This window comes from Azospirillum sp. FG154 (genome assembly GCF_057809575.1).
Genome location: NZ_JBMDKF010000009.1, coordinates 141,341 through 158,047, shown reverse-complemented (window position 1 = coordinate 158,047; position 16,707 = coordinate 141,341). Strand labels below are relative to the sequence as shown.

Annotated in this window: 13 protein-coding genes; 4 read left to right on the top strand and 9 right to left on the bottom strand. The window is 63.4% G+C overall.

Going from position 1 to position 16,707, the window contains the following annotated elements; translation table 11 throughout:
• Positions 1-51 precede the first annotated feature (51 nt).
• From ACODS4_RS13080 to ACODS4_RS13065, 4 genes are all read right to left on the bottom strand, one after another.
• Positions 52-2,166: a ParB/RepB/Spo0J family partition protein gene (locus tag ACODS4_RS13080; RefSeq protein ID WP_488864255.1), complete on the bottom strand. Its 2,115-nt coding sequence runs from the start codon at positions 2,164-2,166 to the stop codon at positions 52-54.
• Between the two features lie 243 nt (positions 2,167-2,409).
• Positions 2,410-2,946 (bottom strand): hypothetical protein, encoded by a 537-nt coding sequence (locus ACODS4_RS13075; RefSeq protein ID WP_488864253.1) that lies wholly within the window; start codon positions 2,944-2,946, stop codon positions 2,410-2,412.
• 109 nt (positions 2,947-3,055) lie between these two features.
• On the bottom strand, positions 3,056-3,433 hold the full coding sequence (locus ACODS4_RS13070) for a DUF2958 domain-containing protein (RefSeq protein ID WP_488864252.1): 378 nt from the start codon (positions 3,431-3,433) through the stop codon (positions 3,056-3,058).
• Entirely contained in the window at positions 3,430-4,374 is a 945-nt protein-coding gene (locus tag ACODS4_RS13065; protein ID WP_488864250.1) for an ArdC family protein, read from the bottom strand. The genes ACODS4_RS13070 and ACODS4_RS13065 overlap by 4 nt, the downstream gene beginning before the upstream one ends.
• A gap of 433 nt (positions 4,375-4,807) precedes the next feature.
• On the opposite strand from ACODS4_RS13065, the gene ACODS4_RS13060 reads away from it, so the two are divergent.
• The 4 genes from ACODS4_RS13060 (at position 4,808) to ACODS4_RS13045 (ending at position 8,906) form a co-directional block, all read left to right on the top strand.
• Complete coding sequence (locus ACODS4_RS13060; RefSeq protein ID WP_488864380.1) at positions 4,808-5,083, top strand: hypothetical protein; 276 nt, start codon at positions 4,808-4,810, stop codon at positions 5,081-5,083.
• 567 nt (positions 5,084-5,650) lie between these two features.
• Entirely contained in the window at positions 5,651-6,607 is a 957-nt protein-coding gene (locus ACODS4_RS13055; protein WP_488864248.1) for a tyrosine-type recombinase/integrase, read from the top strand.
• Positions 6,608-6,622: 15 nt separating this feature from the next.
• Positions 6,623-7,267, top strand: coding sequence for a glycosyltransferase (locus ACODS4_RS13050; protein ID WP_488864246.1), 645 nt, complete (start codon positions 6,623-6,625; stop codon positions 7,265-7,267).
• Entirely contained in the window at positions 7,251-8,906 is a 1,656-nt protein-coding gene (locus ACODS4_RS13045; protein WP_488864245.1) for a glycosyltransferase family 4 protein, read from the top strand. Before ACODS4_RS13050 ends, ACODS4_RS13045 begins: the two co-directional genes overlap by 17 nt.
• Positions 8,907-8,910: 4 nt before the next feature.
• Here ACODS4_RS13045 and ACODS4_RS13040 read toward each other — a convergent pair whose 3' ends face one another.
• From ACODS4_RS13040 to sfsA, 5 genes are all read right to left on the bottom strand, one after another.
• Entirely contained in the window at positions 8,911-12,411 is a 3,501-nt protein-coding gene (locus ACODS4_RS13040; protein ID WP_488864243.1) for a restriction endonuclease, read from the bottom strand.
• 414 nt (positions 12,412-12,825) lie between these two features.
• Positions 12,826-14,067: a tyrosine-type recombinase/integrase gene (locus tag ACODS4_RS13035; RefSeq protein WP_488864241.1), complete on the bottom strand. Its 1,242-nt coding sequence runs from the start codon at positions 14,065-14,067 to the stop codon at positions 12,826-12,828.
• A 176-nt stretch (positions 14,068-14,243) separates the two neighbouring features.
• Positions 14,244-14,954 carry a JAB domain-containing protein gene (locus ACODS4_RS13030; RefSeq protein ID WP_488864239.1) on the bottom strand — a complete coding sequence of 237 codons (711 nt, stop codon included), beginning with the start codon at positions 14,952-14,954 and terminating at the stop codon, positions 14,244-14,246.
• Positions 14,955-15,043: 89 nt separating this feature from the next.
• Complete coding sequence (gene map, locus ACODS4_RS13025; RefSeq protein ID WP_488864237.1) at positions 15,044-15,859, bottom strand: type I methionyl aminopeptidase; 816 nt, start codon at positions 15,857-15,859, stop codon at positions 15,044-15,046.
• 56 nt (positions 15,860-15,915) lie between these two features.
• A complete protein-coding gene (gene sfsA / locus ACODS4_RS13020) occupies positions 15,916-16,638 on the bottom strand; it encodes a DNA/RNA nuclease SfsA (protein WP_488864235.1) in 723 nt (240 codons plus the stop codon).
• Positions 16,639-16,707: the final 69 nt, after the last annotated feature.

Below are 16,707 nucleotides of genomic sequence, written 5' to 3'. Positions count from 1 at the left end.
CCTTGGACATGAAAAGGCCCGGCTTCCTTGGGGGAGGCCGGGCCGGGTGGGTTACTCGGCGGCGATGCTGTGGGCGTCGTCGGACGCGGCTGGCGGGTCCGACGCCTCGTCGTCGCCGGTGAGAAAATCGGGCAGGGTGACGGCCTCTCCTTCGGTTTCCGGCGTCGGCGCGTCGTCATCCCTCCGCCGCAGCGGTTCGGGGAGCCAGCCGCTGTCGGCGAGCAGCCGTTCGGCCTCCTTGGCCATGTCGTTCTTCTTCAGATGCTCGATGAGCTGGGCCGCGCGGTCGCCGACGCCTTCCCGCACCGCGTCCAGGATGCGCGGTTTGGTGACGCGTCCCAGGTAATTGTCGGCGGTGGGGCGCCAGCCGACGTCCACCAGATCGAGATCGACGGCGGTCGCCAGCCGTTCCGCCTGCTGGAGGCGGCGGTCAAGACCGTGTTGTGACAGGCCCGCTCCGCCGAAGCGATCCACCTTCTCGTGCAGGGCGTTGATTCCGAAGCTGACGCAATGGGCGAACAGGGCGAGACGGCTGGCGTCGTCGAGGGCGGCGAGCCAACTCCACAGGGCGTCATCGTCCTCCGGCAGATCGCTCCTCCAGGCCGCATGCCGTTCGGCGACGGATTTGGCCGACGGGCTGTCGGCGAGATCCGCAGGCTGGGCAGGAAAGGAAACCGTGCGGACACAGGCGTCCAGGCAGGCTCCCGATCCGGCATGGCGAAACAGGTCGCTGACCAGCCTGTGCAGCAGCAGGGTCATCGCGACCTGGGGATGTTCGGCGACGGCGTCGCGCAGGGCCAGGGTACGGTAGGCGGTCAGCTCCATCACCAGCCGGTCGGGCAGGGGTTTGAGGACGCCGTCCTCCTCCTCATCGACCGTGGCGGGCTGACCGCCGACCGTGACCACGGTGACGGGGGGTGATGGGGGAGCGGCTCCAGTCGGGACGGCAGCCGGCTGATTGTCCTCCCCGCCGGGGTCGGCGGCGACCGGCGGTTCATCGTCGGGGCGGACATAGCCGCGATCAATCACCGGGATGCCGTCGGCGCCGACGCTGACGAAGGCGCCGGCGCGGCGGATTTCGCTCGGATCGAAGCGGATCGGTCGGTTGGCGAAACTGTCCAACGCCGTTTCGATTTCGCCGAGCCGACGGTCGATTTCGTCGGGCAGTTCCTCGGCCTCGGCGTGTTCGTTCTCAATCCGCGCGCGTTCGGATTCGAGGGCGTCGATGGCCGCCTGCTCCTCGGCGGTCAGATCGACCGCTGTGCCGGTCAGCTTCCGCAGATTCTGGCTGTGCCCGTAGGGGAAGCTCATGTCGGCGGCGACCCATTTCCAACCCTCCCCTGCGACCTGATCGGCCAGAGCCTTCAGTTTCTCCGCGACCAAGCGGTCGAGCAGGGCCACATCCTCGATCCAGCCGCCATCGTCGGACTGGAAGAGATCGCGCAGCACGGCGCCGCCCGCCGCTTCGTAAGCCGCCATGCCGATGAACTGCACCCGCTTGTCGGCGGCGCGCACGGTGTTCTCGGTCAGCATCCGGCGGATTTGATAGGGTTCCCGGCTGTAGGCGCGCTGGATCGCCTCCCACACCTGTTCTTGGCGGGCATGGTCCGAGGAGATGGTGAAGGCCATCAACTGGTCGAGCGACAGGCCGTCGGCGGCGTAGACGTCGAGGAGGGTTTCGGACACCGACACCAGGCGCAGCCGCTGCTTGACGACGGCGACCGAAACGAAAAAGGCGGCGGCGATCTCCTCCTCCGACAGGCCCTTCTGGCGCAGGGCGAAGAAGGCGCGGAACTGGTCGAGGGGGTGGAGCGGCGCGCGCTGGATGTTCTCGGCGAGGGAATCCTCCTCGGCGACGCCACGGTCGCGGACGACGCAGGGGATGGGCGCGGTCTTTAGCAGGCGTTTCTGCTTGACCAGCAGTTCCAGCGCCCGGTAGCGGCGACCACCAGCCGGAACCTCGTACATGCCGGTTTCCGCGCCGTCGGCGTCGAGGATCGACCGGACGCTCAACCCTTGCAGCAGGGTGCGCCGCGCGATGTCCTCGGCCAGCTCCTCAATCGAGACGCCCGCCTTGACCCGGCGGACATTGGCCTGGGAAAGGACCAGCTTGTTGAAGGGGATGTCGCGGGAGGGTGACAGAGTGATCTTCTGGACGGCAGCCATCGGGTGGAACTCCGCGACGGGCGGACGGAAGACTCTCCTCCGGCCTCCAACCCGTCACGACAATCCCGGCCTTCCTCGCCCTCTCCTCCGGCCTCCCACGCACCCTGATCGCCAGGAAGGCGGGGCGGCGGCTTTCTATGGAACCGGAAAACCGCAGGACCGGAGATGTGAGGGCGTGGAAAGCCGGAACGGTGGATGGGCGGAAGCACGGAAAAGGAACCTGGTAATCGGCTCCGCCCTCCGTCAGTTCCGCAGGGTGTGAAGCGAGTCCTGGGCGTTGGTCTCCAGCACGCCGCCGTCCTGAGCGGCAAGCCCCTCGTCGCCGTGCTTGGGCTGAAGGTGGCCGTCCGGGTCGCCGAACTCCCAGGGGATGTTGAAATGCGCGGCCAAGGTGGCGATCGACTGTCCCGCCGTTTCGATTTCTTCGCCGCAGTGCTTTCGATAGGTCAGGAAGCGGAAACGATCCGCCGTGACGCAAAGCCGGTCAGCCTCCGACCGCATCAGGGTTTGGTCGTCGTTCCGCAGGTCGATCAGGTTCGGATCAGCGTCCGCCGCCGTCCGCTGTGGTTCGTCGAGATCGTCGCGGGGGTCGGTCTCGAAGTACCAGACCCGGAAATCATAGCGTTCGATTGTATAGATCTGGTGTTGCCTGATCAGGTGGGCCATCGTGACGATGAAGGCGGCGGTTTCCCGATCAAGGTCGAACACCGCCAGGGCCGGGGCGCCAAGCCCCTCGCCACCGCCATAGCATTCGACGGCGTAGCGCTTTGCGTCGGTCATCGTGATGTCTCCTTGAGCGGAGCGGGGCTCAAGGGTTGGGTGGGAAAGGCGGCGCGTTCGCGCGCCGTGTCGTCTTCGGCGAATGCTGCGGACCAACGGCGAACGCGCATCATCGATCTCCTCGACTGAAGCCGTCCGCTTTGGTGAGCAGGCCTATGCCGCCCATGATGCTGCCGACCTGATGGGCGGCGTCGGCATAGACGGACAGCGGGTAGGTCGCCTCGAACAGGATGTCGCGTTCGATCCCCAGCCCGAAGGGCAGGCGGAGCGACGCCAGTTCCGACAGGCTGAAAACGCCGAGTTCCGGGCAACCGATCCCGAGGTCGGCGAGGCCAAACAGGGTGTCGCGAACCTGGTCGAGTTCGGTCGCCAGCCAGGTCGCCGCTCCCACCGGGTTGAAGAATTTCACCACCGGGACATGGTCGGTGTCGGGTTGAAGTCCGTTGGCCAGAAGCCGGGCGCGCAGATCATCGGTGAGGAGGATCATGCCGCCCTCCCATGTTCCAGCGGGACCCCGACGCCGGTTTCCGGCAAGAAGCCGAGCAGATAGTTCGCCGCCTTGCTGGCCTGGGAGGCGGCGCGGATGATCGCCCGGTTGTCCTCGCGCAGCACATCCAGCCACGCCCCGATGTAGTCGGCGTGGCGCACGGTCGGCACGATGCCCAGGGCGGCGCAACAGAAGGCGGCGTTGATCTCCGCGACCAGCTCCTCGAAAGCGTATTTTTTCGAGCCGAACGACCCGGAGAGATCGCGGTTCAGGCGGTGTCGCGCGCCGGACGCATGGCCCAATTCATGGAGCGCCGTGCGACTCCAGTTGATCGGCTCAAAATACGCTTGCGGCGGCGGGACCTGCACATAATCGCCAGCAGGGGCATAGAAGGCGCGGTCGCCGCCGATGCGAACCTCGATGCCGGAGGCCCGGATCAGAGCGTCCATGGTGGGTTCGATCAGGTCGCTCGGGGGAGGCGGAACGACGGCGGCGAGGCCGTCCGGCAGCCCATCGCACTGGGCGGCGTTGAAGACGGTGAAGCGTTTCAGAAACGGGATCGTCTGGGGATCGTCCCCGGTGTCGCGCGCCCGCTTTTTCTCGTCGTCGGGAATGAAGCGGTCGGCGTAGACGACGGTGACGCCGCGTTCGCCCTTGCGGACGGCGCCGCCCAACGACAAGGCTTGGCGGAAGGTCAACCAGGTCTGGGCCGGAAAGCCGTGCTGGATGACCGCGCCCCACAGGATCAACACGTTGATCCCGGAATAGCAGCGTCCGGTGCTGGCGTTTTTCGGCATGGCGAGCGGCGCTTTCGCCGCCGCCGTCCCCCAGGGCTGAACCCAGGGCACGCATCCACCCTCCAACTGGGCGATGATCGTGCCGGTGATGTCATCGTACAGGCTCGCCCGGTCGGCACCGGGCGGGGCGGATGGTCTGGACATGGCGGAAACCTCCGCGACAGGCGCCGGAAGCCTTTCCTCCGGCTCTCAACCCGTCACCGGAATCCCGTCCGCCCTCTCACTCCCCTCGGCCACACCGATCCGGCGCGAAGGGGGCGGCCACGCTCATTACCCTTCTGGGTTTCCCAACGCGGCGGCGAGCCTGCCGGAAATGCGGGTCGCGGCGGCTTTGATCGGATCGTCCGCCAAATGGGCATAGCGAGCGGTCGTCTGGATCTGGGTGTGTCCAGCAGCTTGCCGATCATCGGCAGCCCCTCGCCGACCAGCAGTCCGCCGGAAGCGAAGGTGTGCCGCAGGTCATGGATTCGCACCCCTTCAAGTCCGGCCGTCTCACGAACGCGCCGCCACGGCTTTTGCAAGTCCATGAGGTGGCTGTCCGCGATGACGCAGGAGGTGCGACGTCACCACTGGTCAGATTGTCGCCGCCACCCTGACCGATCGCGACCGTGACGATGCCGCCGAAGTTGCGGCGCTGCTCGATCAGATCCAGGGTCCGATGGCTTCGTTCACCGGGGACGGCGCTTACGACCGTCCCACCACCGTCTATACCGCCGTGCATGAGCGCCATCCCGCCGCCGACGTCATCGTGCCGCCGCGAGCGGACGCGGTTCCCAGCACCACGGCGTCGACGGCGCCAAGCCAGCGTGACCGGCACATCCAGGCGATCGTCAAGACCGGGCGCCGGGCTTGACTGCGGGACAGCGGCTACACGATCCGAGCCCGGGTTGAGAACCAGATCGGCCGCTTCAAGCAGATTATCGGCGACCGTCAGCGATTCCACCGGGCCGACGCCACTGGGCCGACGCCCGCGCCACCGAGGTCGTGATCGCCGGCGCAGCTCTCAACCGCATGCTCGACCTGGGACGCTCGAACTCCGTCCGTAGCACCTGAGCGAGGGAAAGGACAGGGAGCATCATCGCCAAAATCACCTCCATGAAACAGGCTTCCACGAATCACTAAAACCTGCAAACGGCACTGGGCTGAAAACGGAGTGCCTGCCGGCTGGGTGGCGAACGTGTCCGTGAGTTGGCGGCAAACCGCGACCCGATTGCGGGAGCTTGACGGCCGCTGCACGCCGCGTTGCGGGAGTGCGCGGATGGCCCGCTCCTCCTATGCCAGAAAACGTAGGTATACGAAATCTTAAGCCTTGCCAGAGCCGCGATGGGTTTCTAGACCAACGGGCAAAACGCATACGCACGTACGTCAGAAGAACAGCCAGACCTCGCGCGCGTGCCTCTGCCGCTCCGGTGAGTCCCTTATGAACGTTGCCCGCGCCTGTGCCGATTTCCTCACCCATTGCCGGGTGGCCAAGAACCTGTCGCCGCACAGTCTGCGCGCCTATACCATCGATCTAGCCGAGTTCGAGCGCTTCGCCGAGGCTGGCACACCGGTGGCCGCTGTGGACCGGCCCTTGCTGCGCCGCTATCTCAACCACCTGTTCGAGGCGCGCAGTCTAAAGGAAACCAGCGTCAAGCGGCGGCTGGCTTGCCTGAAGGTGATGTTCCGTTGGCTGGAGTTGGACGAGACGATCGAGATCAGTCCCTTCCACCGGCTGGACGCCCGCATCCGCCTGCCCAAGCGCCTGCCGCGCAACCTGACCGACGACGAGGTCCGCCGCCTGCGCCGCACGGCGCTGGAGCGCGTGGGCCTGTCCGGCCGCGTCACCGAGACCAAGGCCCTGCGCATCGCCCGCCGCGCCGACTTCGACGCCGTCACGACGCTGGTGGTGCTGGAAGTCCTGCTGTGCACCGGCCTGCGGGTCGGCGAACTGGCGAGCATGCGCCTGAACGACCTCGACCTGATCGAGCGGGTGGTGACCGTCGTCGGCAAGGGCAGCCGTCAGCGACGTGTGTTCCTGCCCGACGACGAGACGGCGACGCTGGTGTCGGCCTACCGCACAGTGACGGCAGAGCGGCGCAAGGGGCACGAGCACTTCGTAATCACGGCGCGAGGCGGCCCGGCCTCCACGCAGCACATTCGCACCCTGGTCCGCACGGCGGCAACCGAGGCGGAACTGTCCCGCCGCGTCACCCCCCACATGCTGCGCCACACGGCAGCGACCCGGCTGATCGAGAACGGCGTAGACATCCGCTTCGTCCAGCGCCTGCTCGGCCACCAGAGCATTTCGACGACGGAGCTCTACACGACGGTCACCGATGCCAGTCTGAAAGCGGCCATCACCAAGGCCATCGGGCGGATGAAAGGAGATGGATAACTATTAATTATCAATATGGACGACAAAGAAAATCAGGATAATCCCATTGGCGTCGCGATCGTTTGTTTCATCAATGATCCGTTCGACATTCCAGGAGGAAAGCGCATCGGGGGCGGCCACCTGGTGCTGCGGGAACTTGGAGAGTTCCTTGTTTGCCAGGGATTTGACGTCACTTTCATAACCCGCTTGAACGACCCGCAAAAACCGGTGTTCAAGACGCTCGGGCCCCGATCCCGAATTTTCCGCGTCGCCGTTGGACCTCCCCAGGAAATGTCCCCCGGCGATGTCGGAGCGATGCTTGACGAGTTGGAAGCGGCAACCCGCCCTATTCTGCAGGAACGGATCGGCGGTCTCGCCGCTCTGCATTCGCAATATTGGATTGCAGGCGAGGTCTGCCGTCGAATCAACGCCTCCCTGAAATTGCGTCAGATTCATCATATGCTTTCCTTTGGTCGGCAGAAGCGCTCTCTGGGAGAGCAAATTCGCTCCACAGATATTTTAAGAGATGAATGCGAAAGCAAAGTTTTCACTGCAGCCGATCTTCTGATTGCGCAATGCCCGTCAGAATCTCTGGATCTGATGAATTTGTACCCGGAAATAAACCATCGCCGCATTGCCGTCATACCTCATGGAATAGATCTAGATGTATTCATTCCATAATGACATAATTCCTATCATTACTTTCGTCGGCCGCCCGCTTGATCCGGCAAAGGGATTGGCCACACTTCTGGACGCGCTCGAACTGCTGCTTTCGTTACCGAATCCGCCGCGTTTCTCGGTCTGGGTCGTCGGCGGTGATGCCGACGAACTTCCTCATGTGCGCCGCCTCGTCCTTGCTCATCCACGCTTGCACCATGAGTTCAAGGAAGGGCGAATCACCATCTGGGGCAAATTTGCCCGCTTGGCTCTGCCGGAGATTTATCGGCGCAGCCATGTCGTGGTCATGCCCTCGTTCCGAGAACCGTTCGGTCTCGTCGCAGTGGAAGCCATGGCTTGCGGTTGTCCCGTCATCGGCACGCGGCAAGGCGGAATCGGTGACACCGTCCAGGCAGGCATAACCGGCGCCACCGTCGAGGTCGACCATCCCGAAGCGTTGGCTGGTGCGGTGTTGCTCTATCTCCGCAATCCCGTCCTGCGCGAGGTCCGAGGAAAACTGGCGCGACAATGGGCGGTCAGCGCGTTTTCCAAAGCCGATGCCTATGGGCGCATCGCTCGCCTCTACACCGATCCACCCCCCGCTCCCCTGGGCGAGCCGGATTGGGATCTGCGCGCCCGTTTTAGCGAAGCCACCATCGAAGCGCTGCTGCCCGCCGTCGAGAATGCCATCGGCCGGCGGATTTCGCGATCAAACGTGATCGCCGACCGCTACCATCTGGTTGCCCGGATCGACACCGATCGGGGACCTCTCGCCCTCAAGATTTTTCGCGACCGCCCCAGCCTCGCCGCCGCAGTCCTGCCGGTGGGGCGGCCGTTCTTCGGGCGGACAGCCGGCGACTTCGTCGACAACACGCTGTTCCATCGCACCAATTCCCTCGTCCCATCCTTGCTTGCAGCCGACCGCAAAGCTGGATATGCGGTCTTCGCATGGAATGACGATGAACTGGCGGCTCCCTCCTACCCGGACCTGCGCCCTCTCATCGAAGGGTTTTTTTCCTATGGAGAAGCTCCGCTGTCGGCGGTCGACACGGCGGGCTACCGCACGGCGCTGGAGATTTTCTTGCGGAGCGGGGACGAGAACACCCTGGCGGCCCTGGACGATGAAGCCGCAGCGCTCAACCGGCGGGCCCAGGGCATAGATTTCGGGCTGCGCGCCAATCATCCGGTCGCCGAACTGCACCGCATATTGATGAGTGCGGACCTCGCCGGATGGCCGTTGCCGACAAGCGTCGTGGACCGTATACGCACGGCGGTTCTGCTGATCCTCCAGCACCCCGCCGGGCGGGGAGCGCACCCCGATGTGCCCTTGCGCCTTTGCCACGGCGACCTGAAAGGGCGCCATGTCCTGGTGTCGGAGCATGGCCTGTCCACCTTGGACACGGAGCATTCCGTCTACGCCGCGGGCGAGCGGGATCTTGGGACGTTCGCCGCCGATCAACTGCATCACGGCGTCAACGCGGCCTCCGTGATCGCCGGTATCCGACGTTGCACCGACGGTGACGGGGCCGCCCTCACCGCCCTGCAATGGACTCTCTGCTTCCTCGTGTATGGATATCTGACGCGGGTCCATCACGGCAAGATCACGGAGTCGACCAGACGGCTTCGCCGCACGCTGTCGGATTTCATCCTGGCTTTGGGGTGACGCCTTATTCCGTGATGAGAAAACGGCGCCGCATGCCGTCGCCGACCGGATGATGGAGGCACAGGATTCCGCCGGCGAAGCTCTGTGAACCGGTTTCCGTGCCGTCCAGTTCATTCGCCAGCGCGACCGCCGCAGACCATGCAGGCTCGCCCAGGACGTCGGGAATGGCGTGGTAGGCGTCCGGCATGGAGCGATACCGCGAGACGATGTTGATCAAGGCACCGACAACCCGGTTGCCGCGGTCATGGACGCCGATCGGGTATCGAAACTCCGTGTGGATCGGCATATGCACGAGCGATTGGCGATCGCGGATCATCGCCTGCCCCGCGTCGCCCTCGAGCTCGGCCAATGTTCCCATGTTCGCCCGCACCCGCCACAGGCGTCGCAGATCATTGTTGGCAACAGCCTGCTCCTCGGCCTGCGCAAGGGCGTGCCGGGCTGCGGACAGGCGCCCCAAGGCAAGGAAAGCGCATCCGCGGAAGATGTTGCACCGGATCCCTTCCTTGAGCAGGCTATGGTTCCGGACCATCTCGTCGACTTCGTTGACGCTGACCAGGGCGCCGCGATAATCCCCCTGCATCAGTTTGAGATGGGCCAGATCGTTGGTGAAGTGAACCAGCTCGTCGGCGTGGCCCGACAGTCGGGCAACACGCAGGCCTTTTTCCCAATAGCCCTGCGCACGCTTCTGGTCGGTGTACATGTAGAAGGCCCCAAGATTGGCCGCCACCTGTTCGAACAGATGCCAGTCGGAGCCGCCACGCAGGCGCAACGCCCGCACCATTGTTGCCCGGGCATCGTCCAACCGCCCGAGGTGACGTTCGCAGATGGCAATTCGCAAGCGGATTTTCGCCAGCATCGGATCGCTCGCCGCTGGTCCTGCGGGCCAGTCGGCTTCCGCTTCCTGGAAGAGACCATAGGCGTCCTTGTACTGGTTCCGGCCGAAGAGGCGCCGGCCATCGAAGAACTTCAAGCGTGCCTGTCCGTGCCAGTCGCCAGCGTATTCGGCCTTGATAGCGCCGAGCGTGATCAACCGGGCGGACAGTTCGCTTTCGAGCATGCCGACATGCTCCATCTGTTCCAGAAGGTCGAGGATGCCTCCGATCATTTCCGATGGCGCCGGGGTCTGCGGCAGCCGCGGCGGCTCGACAAAGGCAAAGGCGTCGTCGAAGCCTTCCAGATGCGGGCGAAGAAATGTCTCCGTTCGCCAGACCCCATCGCTGGCGAAAAGCACCGACACCCTTATCAGGGCATATTGGAGCGTTTCCCAGTGATTGCGTCTGGTCTTCCCTTCCTTCAGCAGCAGATGGGCGGTCTGCAGGCAGGTGCCACCGACACCGGCCAGATAGGACAGCACGAGCCGGCTGCCATCCGGCGCTTGCCGGGCGGGTAGGTCGCAAAGCCGCTGTGCCGTCTCGGCAATGAAGGACGAACCGGCGTTGCGCAACACCGCCATGCGGATCAGGTCGTGATCGAAGGAAAGACTCGCCACCGTCTCTCCCACAGCCCGAGGAACGCGGTGCAGGACGTCGTGATCGGCGCAGAGCTTCAATCCGCGATCGAGGTCCGCGCCGTCGCCGTTGCAGGTGGCCAACGCGTCGGCAAGACCGAATTGCTTGCCGAGGCAGGCCGCGGCGACGAGGAAACGTTCGAGCCAACCGCCTGTCCGGGAGACCAGCCACTGCAAGCGTGCCTCGGTCGCCGTCAGCAGGGCGCTGCGGCGGACGGCATCATGGATTCCTTCCGGTCGTTCCAGCCAGGCACGACCGGTGCCGTCGAGGGCAACAGTGCCCGTGGTTCGGAGGAATTGAAGGGTTTCCTTCAGGAAAAATGGACTTGTGCCGACCTGACCAATGATCATATCCGCCTCCGCGGCGGACAGATGCTGCAGCGAAGCCTGGAGCAGGGCACGAGCTTCCGGTGCCGACAGCGCCTGCAACCGATGGATGGAAACCCGGCCGGAGAATGAATCGAACGCGCGCAGCGCCTTCTCCCACTCACCCCGCTCCCCTTCCTTGATTCCGGGTGCGATGTAGGGACGGGTGGTGAGCAGCAGATGCACCCTGCCTTTCTTGCGCGCCGTGAGAGCGGCGACGAGGCGCTGAAGAAAATCCAGGACCGATGCGTTGGCCTTGTGCAGATCCTCGAACGTCAGCATGACGCTGCCGGAAGCCGATGCGTTGATGAGCGTGGCGGCGATCAGGTTGACGACCTCCGGATCGGTCGCCTGGGCGTCGGATCCGGACATCAGGGCAATGATATCCGCTGCATCCGCCGAACGGCCCATGGCGCTGTCGGGATCATCGGGCTGCTCCGCCATCTGCAGCCAGCCCTGCAGAGCGGCGGCCGACACCGAAGGCAGCATATCGGCTGGAAGCGGAAACGCCTGGCGCAGAACGGCCTGGACCACCGCGTCGACCCGGCTTTGGCGTTCTCCGTCCAGCCGGACCTCTCGGATGCCTTCCTTGAGGATCTTCTGCCGCAACCGATCGACGAGGAAGGACTTGCCGGTTCCGGCGTTCGCCTCGATCATCGCGCAGCTCACACCGGTTTGCCCCGGCGAAAGAGTGAAATCGGCTTCAATGTCCGCGATGATGTTCAGACGCGACGATGGCAGGTCGCCGACCAGGATCGTCTGGTTCACGACCAGCATCCCGTGACCGTGTTGAACGGTTACCGGCAGGACCTGTCCGGTCCCGGTTTCGATGACCGTGGGGAGGGCCGCGGCGAATCGACCGGACTCATTGCTCCAGCAGGCGAAGACGAAACGTTGGAGCATGTCCAGCGCTTCGACATCGAAATGGCGCTGTGACAGGCAGGCCGTCTGAAGACCGCCGTCGGTTTCCGACGGCCAGGTAAGGGCGATGCCGCCGTCGAGCCCCGTCATCCGACCGGAGATTTCACAGACCCAATATCCGATTTCCCCCCTTTCGAGCATCAAGTCGAAACCGGCCGTGTCGAGTTCATCTTCCGGGCCGGCGACGAAGCCGGTCCGGAGAGATAGGCCTTTAGTCCTATCCGGTTTTCCTGGAAATTCGCTCGTGCTTGTAAAGGAGGGGACCGGAGACGTCTCCGTCGAATAATGATGATTCAGTTGATTCAGGGTTGTGCCATTGATGAAAGCCACGGCGACATTCAGGCGGCGGCCAACTTGTGCACATACATGCAAGGCCCGCTCGGAAAAATTCCCATTTGTGATAAATATTATCTTATTCACACTTCTGTGAATCGCAAGAATAAGGTGGCCACCAATGTCGTCGATATCGACTTTTCCGGATGATCTTTTCTTTACTTCTGCCCAGAAACGCAGCGCAAGAGAAAGATCTGCTCCTATGTCCTGGTGAAAGGGCGCAATGAAAAGACTGCCGTAGCCGTCACGACCTCCGTCGTTCTGATACGGTGTCTTTTCGACTCTTACCCCATAGGTAATGTATATTCGATCAAGAAGATCGATAACAAAATCTTCAAATTCCTTCCACGACATATGTGAGAATGGATCGTCTGGCATTCTCTTGAACCATGGCGTTAGGGATAATTAATAGTTATCCATTTGAACTATTGATTTTCACATATGCCCGTCGCCGAGCGTAGGCGCTATACCTAAAGATATAATCCAGGGAAAATCGGGATGTGTCAAGATGATGAAATTACATACTGTAGTATGTGTTGAAGGTGGCGGTTGCCTTATGTGTCGATCTAACTTGATGCGTTAAGCCGGATATTTGAACGCGTCCTGTACGCACTTAAAGGCCGAGGGGGTTCCGTCCCCTTCAGTCTTTCCCCACTCCGGCGCTTTATAGCTTCCCCGAGCCTTCCGCCATGTCAATGTGCTCCTCATTGAACCGGCTGCGCCTCATCCGCCCGTCTCCTTTCGATGACGGCCTCTATCCCACTAACGATTGCCCTATGATATGGCGGAGGCTCATGCCGCCGTTTTCAGGCGCTTCTTTGCGAGCATGGCACGGACGAACTTGTCCCATTTCGCCATGCCGGCGCGCTTTTCCACCATGTAGTTCCAGCGGTCGTAGTGCTTGGAGCTGACGTCCTGCAAGGCGTGGTTCTGGAGGCGGTCGCGGATCTCTTTCGGGACGCCCGCCTTGCCGGCCAGGGTCTTGAAGGTGCGACGGAGGTCGCGGTTGGTCGCATGGGGGATCACCCCGCGATCCCGTTGGCGCCAGATGAAGCTGTAGAGGGTGCCGTGGCTGACGGGCTTCGACGGGTCTTTGGCGGAGGGGAAGAACCAGCCATGTTCGTTCGGCATAATCGACTCGATCAGTTCGGCAGCCAACGAGGGCACTGGAACAGCGTGCGGCTGAAGGTTTTTGGTCTTGGTCCAGTCGACGATTCGTTCCTTAGCGTCCCATTGATCGACATGCAGACGAGCGATTTCCTCGACCCGTTGGCCGGTCAGCATGATGATTTGGACAGCGCGGGCATAGGCGGGATGAATCGGGGTGTCGGGGCATTCGAGCCAACGATAGAGCCGAACGAACTCTTCCTCGCTCAACCAGCGTGTTCCGATGGTCTTGGGTTCGGTCGGTATGCCGGCGGCGGGGTTGTAGGTCAACCGGAAGCGACGCGCGGCGGTGGAGCGGTAGTCGTGCTCGGATTTCAGGCCCCAGCTAAACGCGGATCGAATGTAGCTGCGCACATGATCGGCCATTGAACGCTTGCCGCGCTCATAGATGGGGCGAATGATCGCTGTGATCTCATCCGGTTCGATATCGCGGGCCGGGCGGTTGCGTCCGAGCGTATCGGCGATCTTGTTGAGGCCCTTTTGCGCCTCCTTCCAAGACGACTTCCCACCCTCCTTGAGGTAGGCGACATACGCCTCGAAGAGGTCGGCGACGGTTCCCGGTCGCGTGTCACCGGCAATCTTGATGCTACGGCCTTTCTGGATCAGATCCGCAAAGTCGCGGTTGAATATCTCGCGGGCCTTGCTGAGGGGCATCGAGGGATACGAGCCGAGCTTCTTCTTGAGGCGCTTCTCATCGCGCCATTGCTGCGCCATCCAGTCTGCCGTCACGCGCGTAGGCATGGGCTTCATCACGAGCACCAGCCGGCCGGTTCCGTGACCCTCGCCATCGACAAGGCTGAGCTGCTTGCCGGTCGATTCCACCTGCTTCAGGGCTCGGCGAATTTCTCCATCTGTAAGGCTTGGCACTGGAGTTCTCCATCGGCTTTCAACTGGGGTCGCTCGACGGGTTCCTGGGGTCGGCGACTGGGGTTAAAAAGGGCCTCAATCTCCTTAAAACCGACCCCAATATGCTATAATGACCGACTCTGCGGCAAGTCAAAAATATCTTGTGTTTCAAGGTGATGCAGCGTGATTGAACGTGATCAAAAAGGCCAAGTGGGATGGTTGTGGACCAAAATCACCGAACTGGCCGACAGTTCCAGCCCGCGCTTGACCACCTCGCGCGGGTAAACCGGGGTGTGGTCCACGGTGCCGCGCTGCTGCACCTCGTCGGCGATCAGGATGTTTTTGCGGTCGAGGAACAGCAGGCGGAATTGTTCGGTCGGCTCATGCGCCATCGCCGCCGCGCAGTAATCCAACAGGGCCTGCCACGAGGCCAACACCGGACGGTCGATCACCCGCTGTTGCATCGCCCGCAAGGCCGCCGCCCCAATCACCCGCAAGGTGGCGACGGCGTTGTCGCTGTTCATAGACGCCTTGCCGACCTTAAACCCGCGCAACCGTTCGGGCGGCGCGTTGACCACGCCCCACAAATCGCCAAAGGCCTGAATCAACGTCTTGGCCAATGGCTTGACGTCACAGCGTGGTATGGCGGCGAACAGGGCCATTTCCAGCAGTTCATAATCCGCCAACGCGTCGGCGCCCCGATCCAAGAAACGGCTGCGCAGACGCTCGCGGTGGCCGGTGTGATGGGGTTCGTCGTCGGCGTCTGTGGGCGTCGGTTGGACTGTGGCGGTGGTTGACGCCCGCGCCTCCACCTCCGCCAGCAGATCGGGCGAGACTCCGGCGTCGCCCAGACCGCCGCCGGTCGCGCGCTTTCCCGTTCCGCTCTTGCTCTGTTTGCCCGCCGCCATCGCCCCAATCGCCATAGGTTTGTGTGGCGACACTATACGGCCTTGGTGCGAGCGCGCCCAGATGGCGCGCTCGTAAAAAGAGTGACGACTCAGGCGTCCGCCTCGGGGTAGGGCGGTTTGGTGTGACCGGCGGGGGAGAGGGTGAAGATCTCCGCCCCGGCGGCGGTCACGCCGATGGAATGCTCAAATTGGGCGGACAGGGATTTGTCCTTGGTCACGGCGGTCCAGCCGTCGCTGAGAATCTTCACGTCGGGCCGTCCGGCGTTCAGCATCGGCTCGATGGTGAAGATCATGCCTTCGCGCAGCACGACGCCTTCGCCCGGCTTGCCGAAATGCAGGACCGACGGTGGCTCGTGGAAGACGCGACCCAACCCATGGCCGCAGAAATCGCGCACGATGGAAAAGCGGTTCGCCTCGGCGTGGCTTTGGATGACATGGCCGACGTCGCCCAGCGTCGCGCCGGGTTTGACGGCGGCGATGCCCAGCATCAGCGATTCATAGGTGACGTCGATCAGCTTGCGCGCCTTCACCCCGACATTTCCGCACAGATACATCCGGCTGGAATCGCCATACCAACCATCGACGATGGGGGTGACGTCGATGTTCAGCACGTCGCCATCGACCAAGCGCTTGTCGCCGGGGATGCCGTGACAGACGACGTGGTTGACCGAAATGCAGTTGGCGCGCGGGAAGCCGCGATAGCCCAGCGGGGCCGGGATGGCGCCATGGTCGCGGATGAACTGTTCCAGGATCCGGTCAAGCTCGCCGGTGGTGACGCCCGGTTGGACGTAGGGGCCGATGAAATCCAGCGTCAAAGCGGCCAAACGACCGGCCTTGCGCATGCCCTCGAAGCCTTCTGGGCCATGCAGCCGCACGCGGTTGGGTTCGACGTTGTTGTGTTCCAAGACGGTAAGCCCCCAAGCAAGACCAAGCGATCACAGGTGATGAACAAATATGCGGCCTATAGCCGCAACGGCAACGGGCGATCCAATTCAATCGCGTCCGGCGTGATTGCGCAAGACCAACACAGCGCCTCGACCCCGGAATCCAACGCCCGGCGCAGGCCCGAATCATAGGCGGGGTCCAGATCCCGCGCCGTGCTGAAATGGGCGCAATCCGTGCGCTGGACCAGATAGAGCATCACGGCGCGGCAGCCCTGCGCCACCATCGCCGACAGTTCGGCCAGATGCTTGGCCCCGCGCGTGGTGACGCAATCGGGAAATTCGGCGGCCAGCCCGTCGCCGCGATCCGGGCGGCGCAGATGGACGTTCTTGATCTCGACGTAGCAGGGCGGGCGGGATTCGTCCTCCAGCAGCAGGTCGATGCGGGAATTGACGCCGTATTTCACCTCGCGCCGCAGCCGGGCGTAACCCGCCAATTCCGGGATGGTCCCGGCGGCGATGGCGGCGGCGGCCAGCGCGTTGGGATGCCCGGTGTTGACGCCGACCAGCCCGGCGCCCCAGGCCGGGCTGGGTTCGATCAGCTCCAGCGTGCAGGCCAGCTTGCGTTTGGGATTGTCGGAGCGCGACAGCCAGACCCGCGATCCCGGCTCGTCCAACCCGATCATGCTGCCGGAGTTGGGGACGTGAACCGTCATCGTCTCGCCGCCGACATCGACGTCGGCGAGGAAACGCTTGTAACGCCGGATCAGTCGGCCTTGAAGAAGAGGGGTCGGAAAGCGCATCGTGTCGCGCGACGCTAACCGTTGCCCCCGGCTTTGCGCAAGCCCCATCCCCGCGCCACACCGCCCGGC

What these genes read in the sequence shown, in the direction of transcription:
- ACODS4_RS13050 (WP_488864246.1), top strand. Translation starts at nt 6,623, where the DNA reads ATGGACGACAAAGAAAATCAGGATAATCCCATTGGCGTCGCGATCGTT.
- ACODS4_RS13080 (WP_488864255.1), bottom strand. Translation starts at nt 2,166, where the DNA reads ATGGCTGCCGTCCAGAAGATCACTCTGTCACCCTCCCGCGACATCCCC.
- ACODS4_RS13065 (WP_488864250.1), bottom strand. Translation starts at nt 4,374, where the DNA reads ATGTCCAGACCATCCGCCCCGCCCGGTGCCGACCGGGCGAGCCTGTAC.
- ACODS4_RS13030 (WP_488864239.1), bottom strand. Translation starts at nt 14,954, where the DNA reads ATGGCGGCGGGCAAACAGAGCAAGAGCGGAACGGGAAAGCGCGCGACC.
- ACODS4_RS13040 (WP_488864243.1), bottom strand. Translation starts at nt 12,411, where the DNA reads ATGCCAGACGATCCATTCTCACATATGTCGTGGAAGGAATTTGAAGAT.
- sfsA (WP_488864235.1), bottom strand. Translation starts at nt 16,638, where the DNA reads ATGCGCTTTCCGACCCCTCTTCTTCAAGGCCGACTGATCCGGCGTTAC.
- ACODS4_RS13070 (WP_488864252.1), bottom strand. Translation starts at nt 3,433, where the DNA reads ATGATCCTCCTCACCGATGATCTGCGCGCCCGGCTTCTGGCCAACGGA.
- ACODS4_RS13055 (WP_488864248.1), top strand. Translation starts at nt 5,651, where the DNA reads ATGAACGTTGCCCGCGCCTGTGCCGATTTCCTCACCCATTGCCGGGTG.
- ACODS4_RS13045 (WP_488864245.1), top strand. Translation starts at nt 7,251, where the DNA reads ATGTATTCATTCCATAATGACATAATTCCTATCATTACTTTCGTCGGC.
- ACODS4_RS13075 (WP_488864253.1), bottom strand. Translation starts at nt 2,946, where the DNA reads ATGACCGACGCAAAGCGCTACGCCGTCGAATGCTATGGCGGTGGCGAG.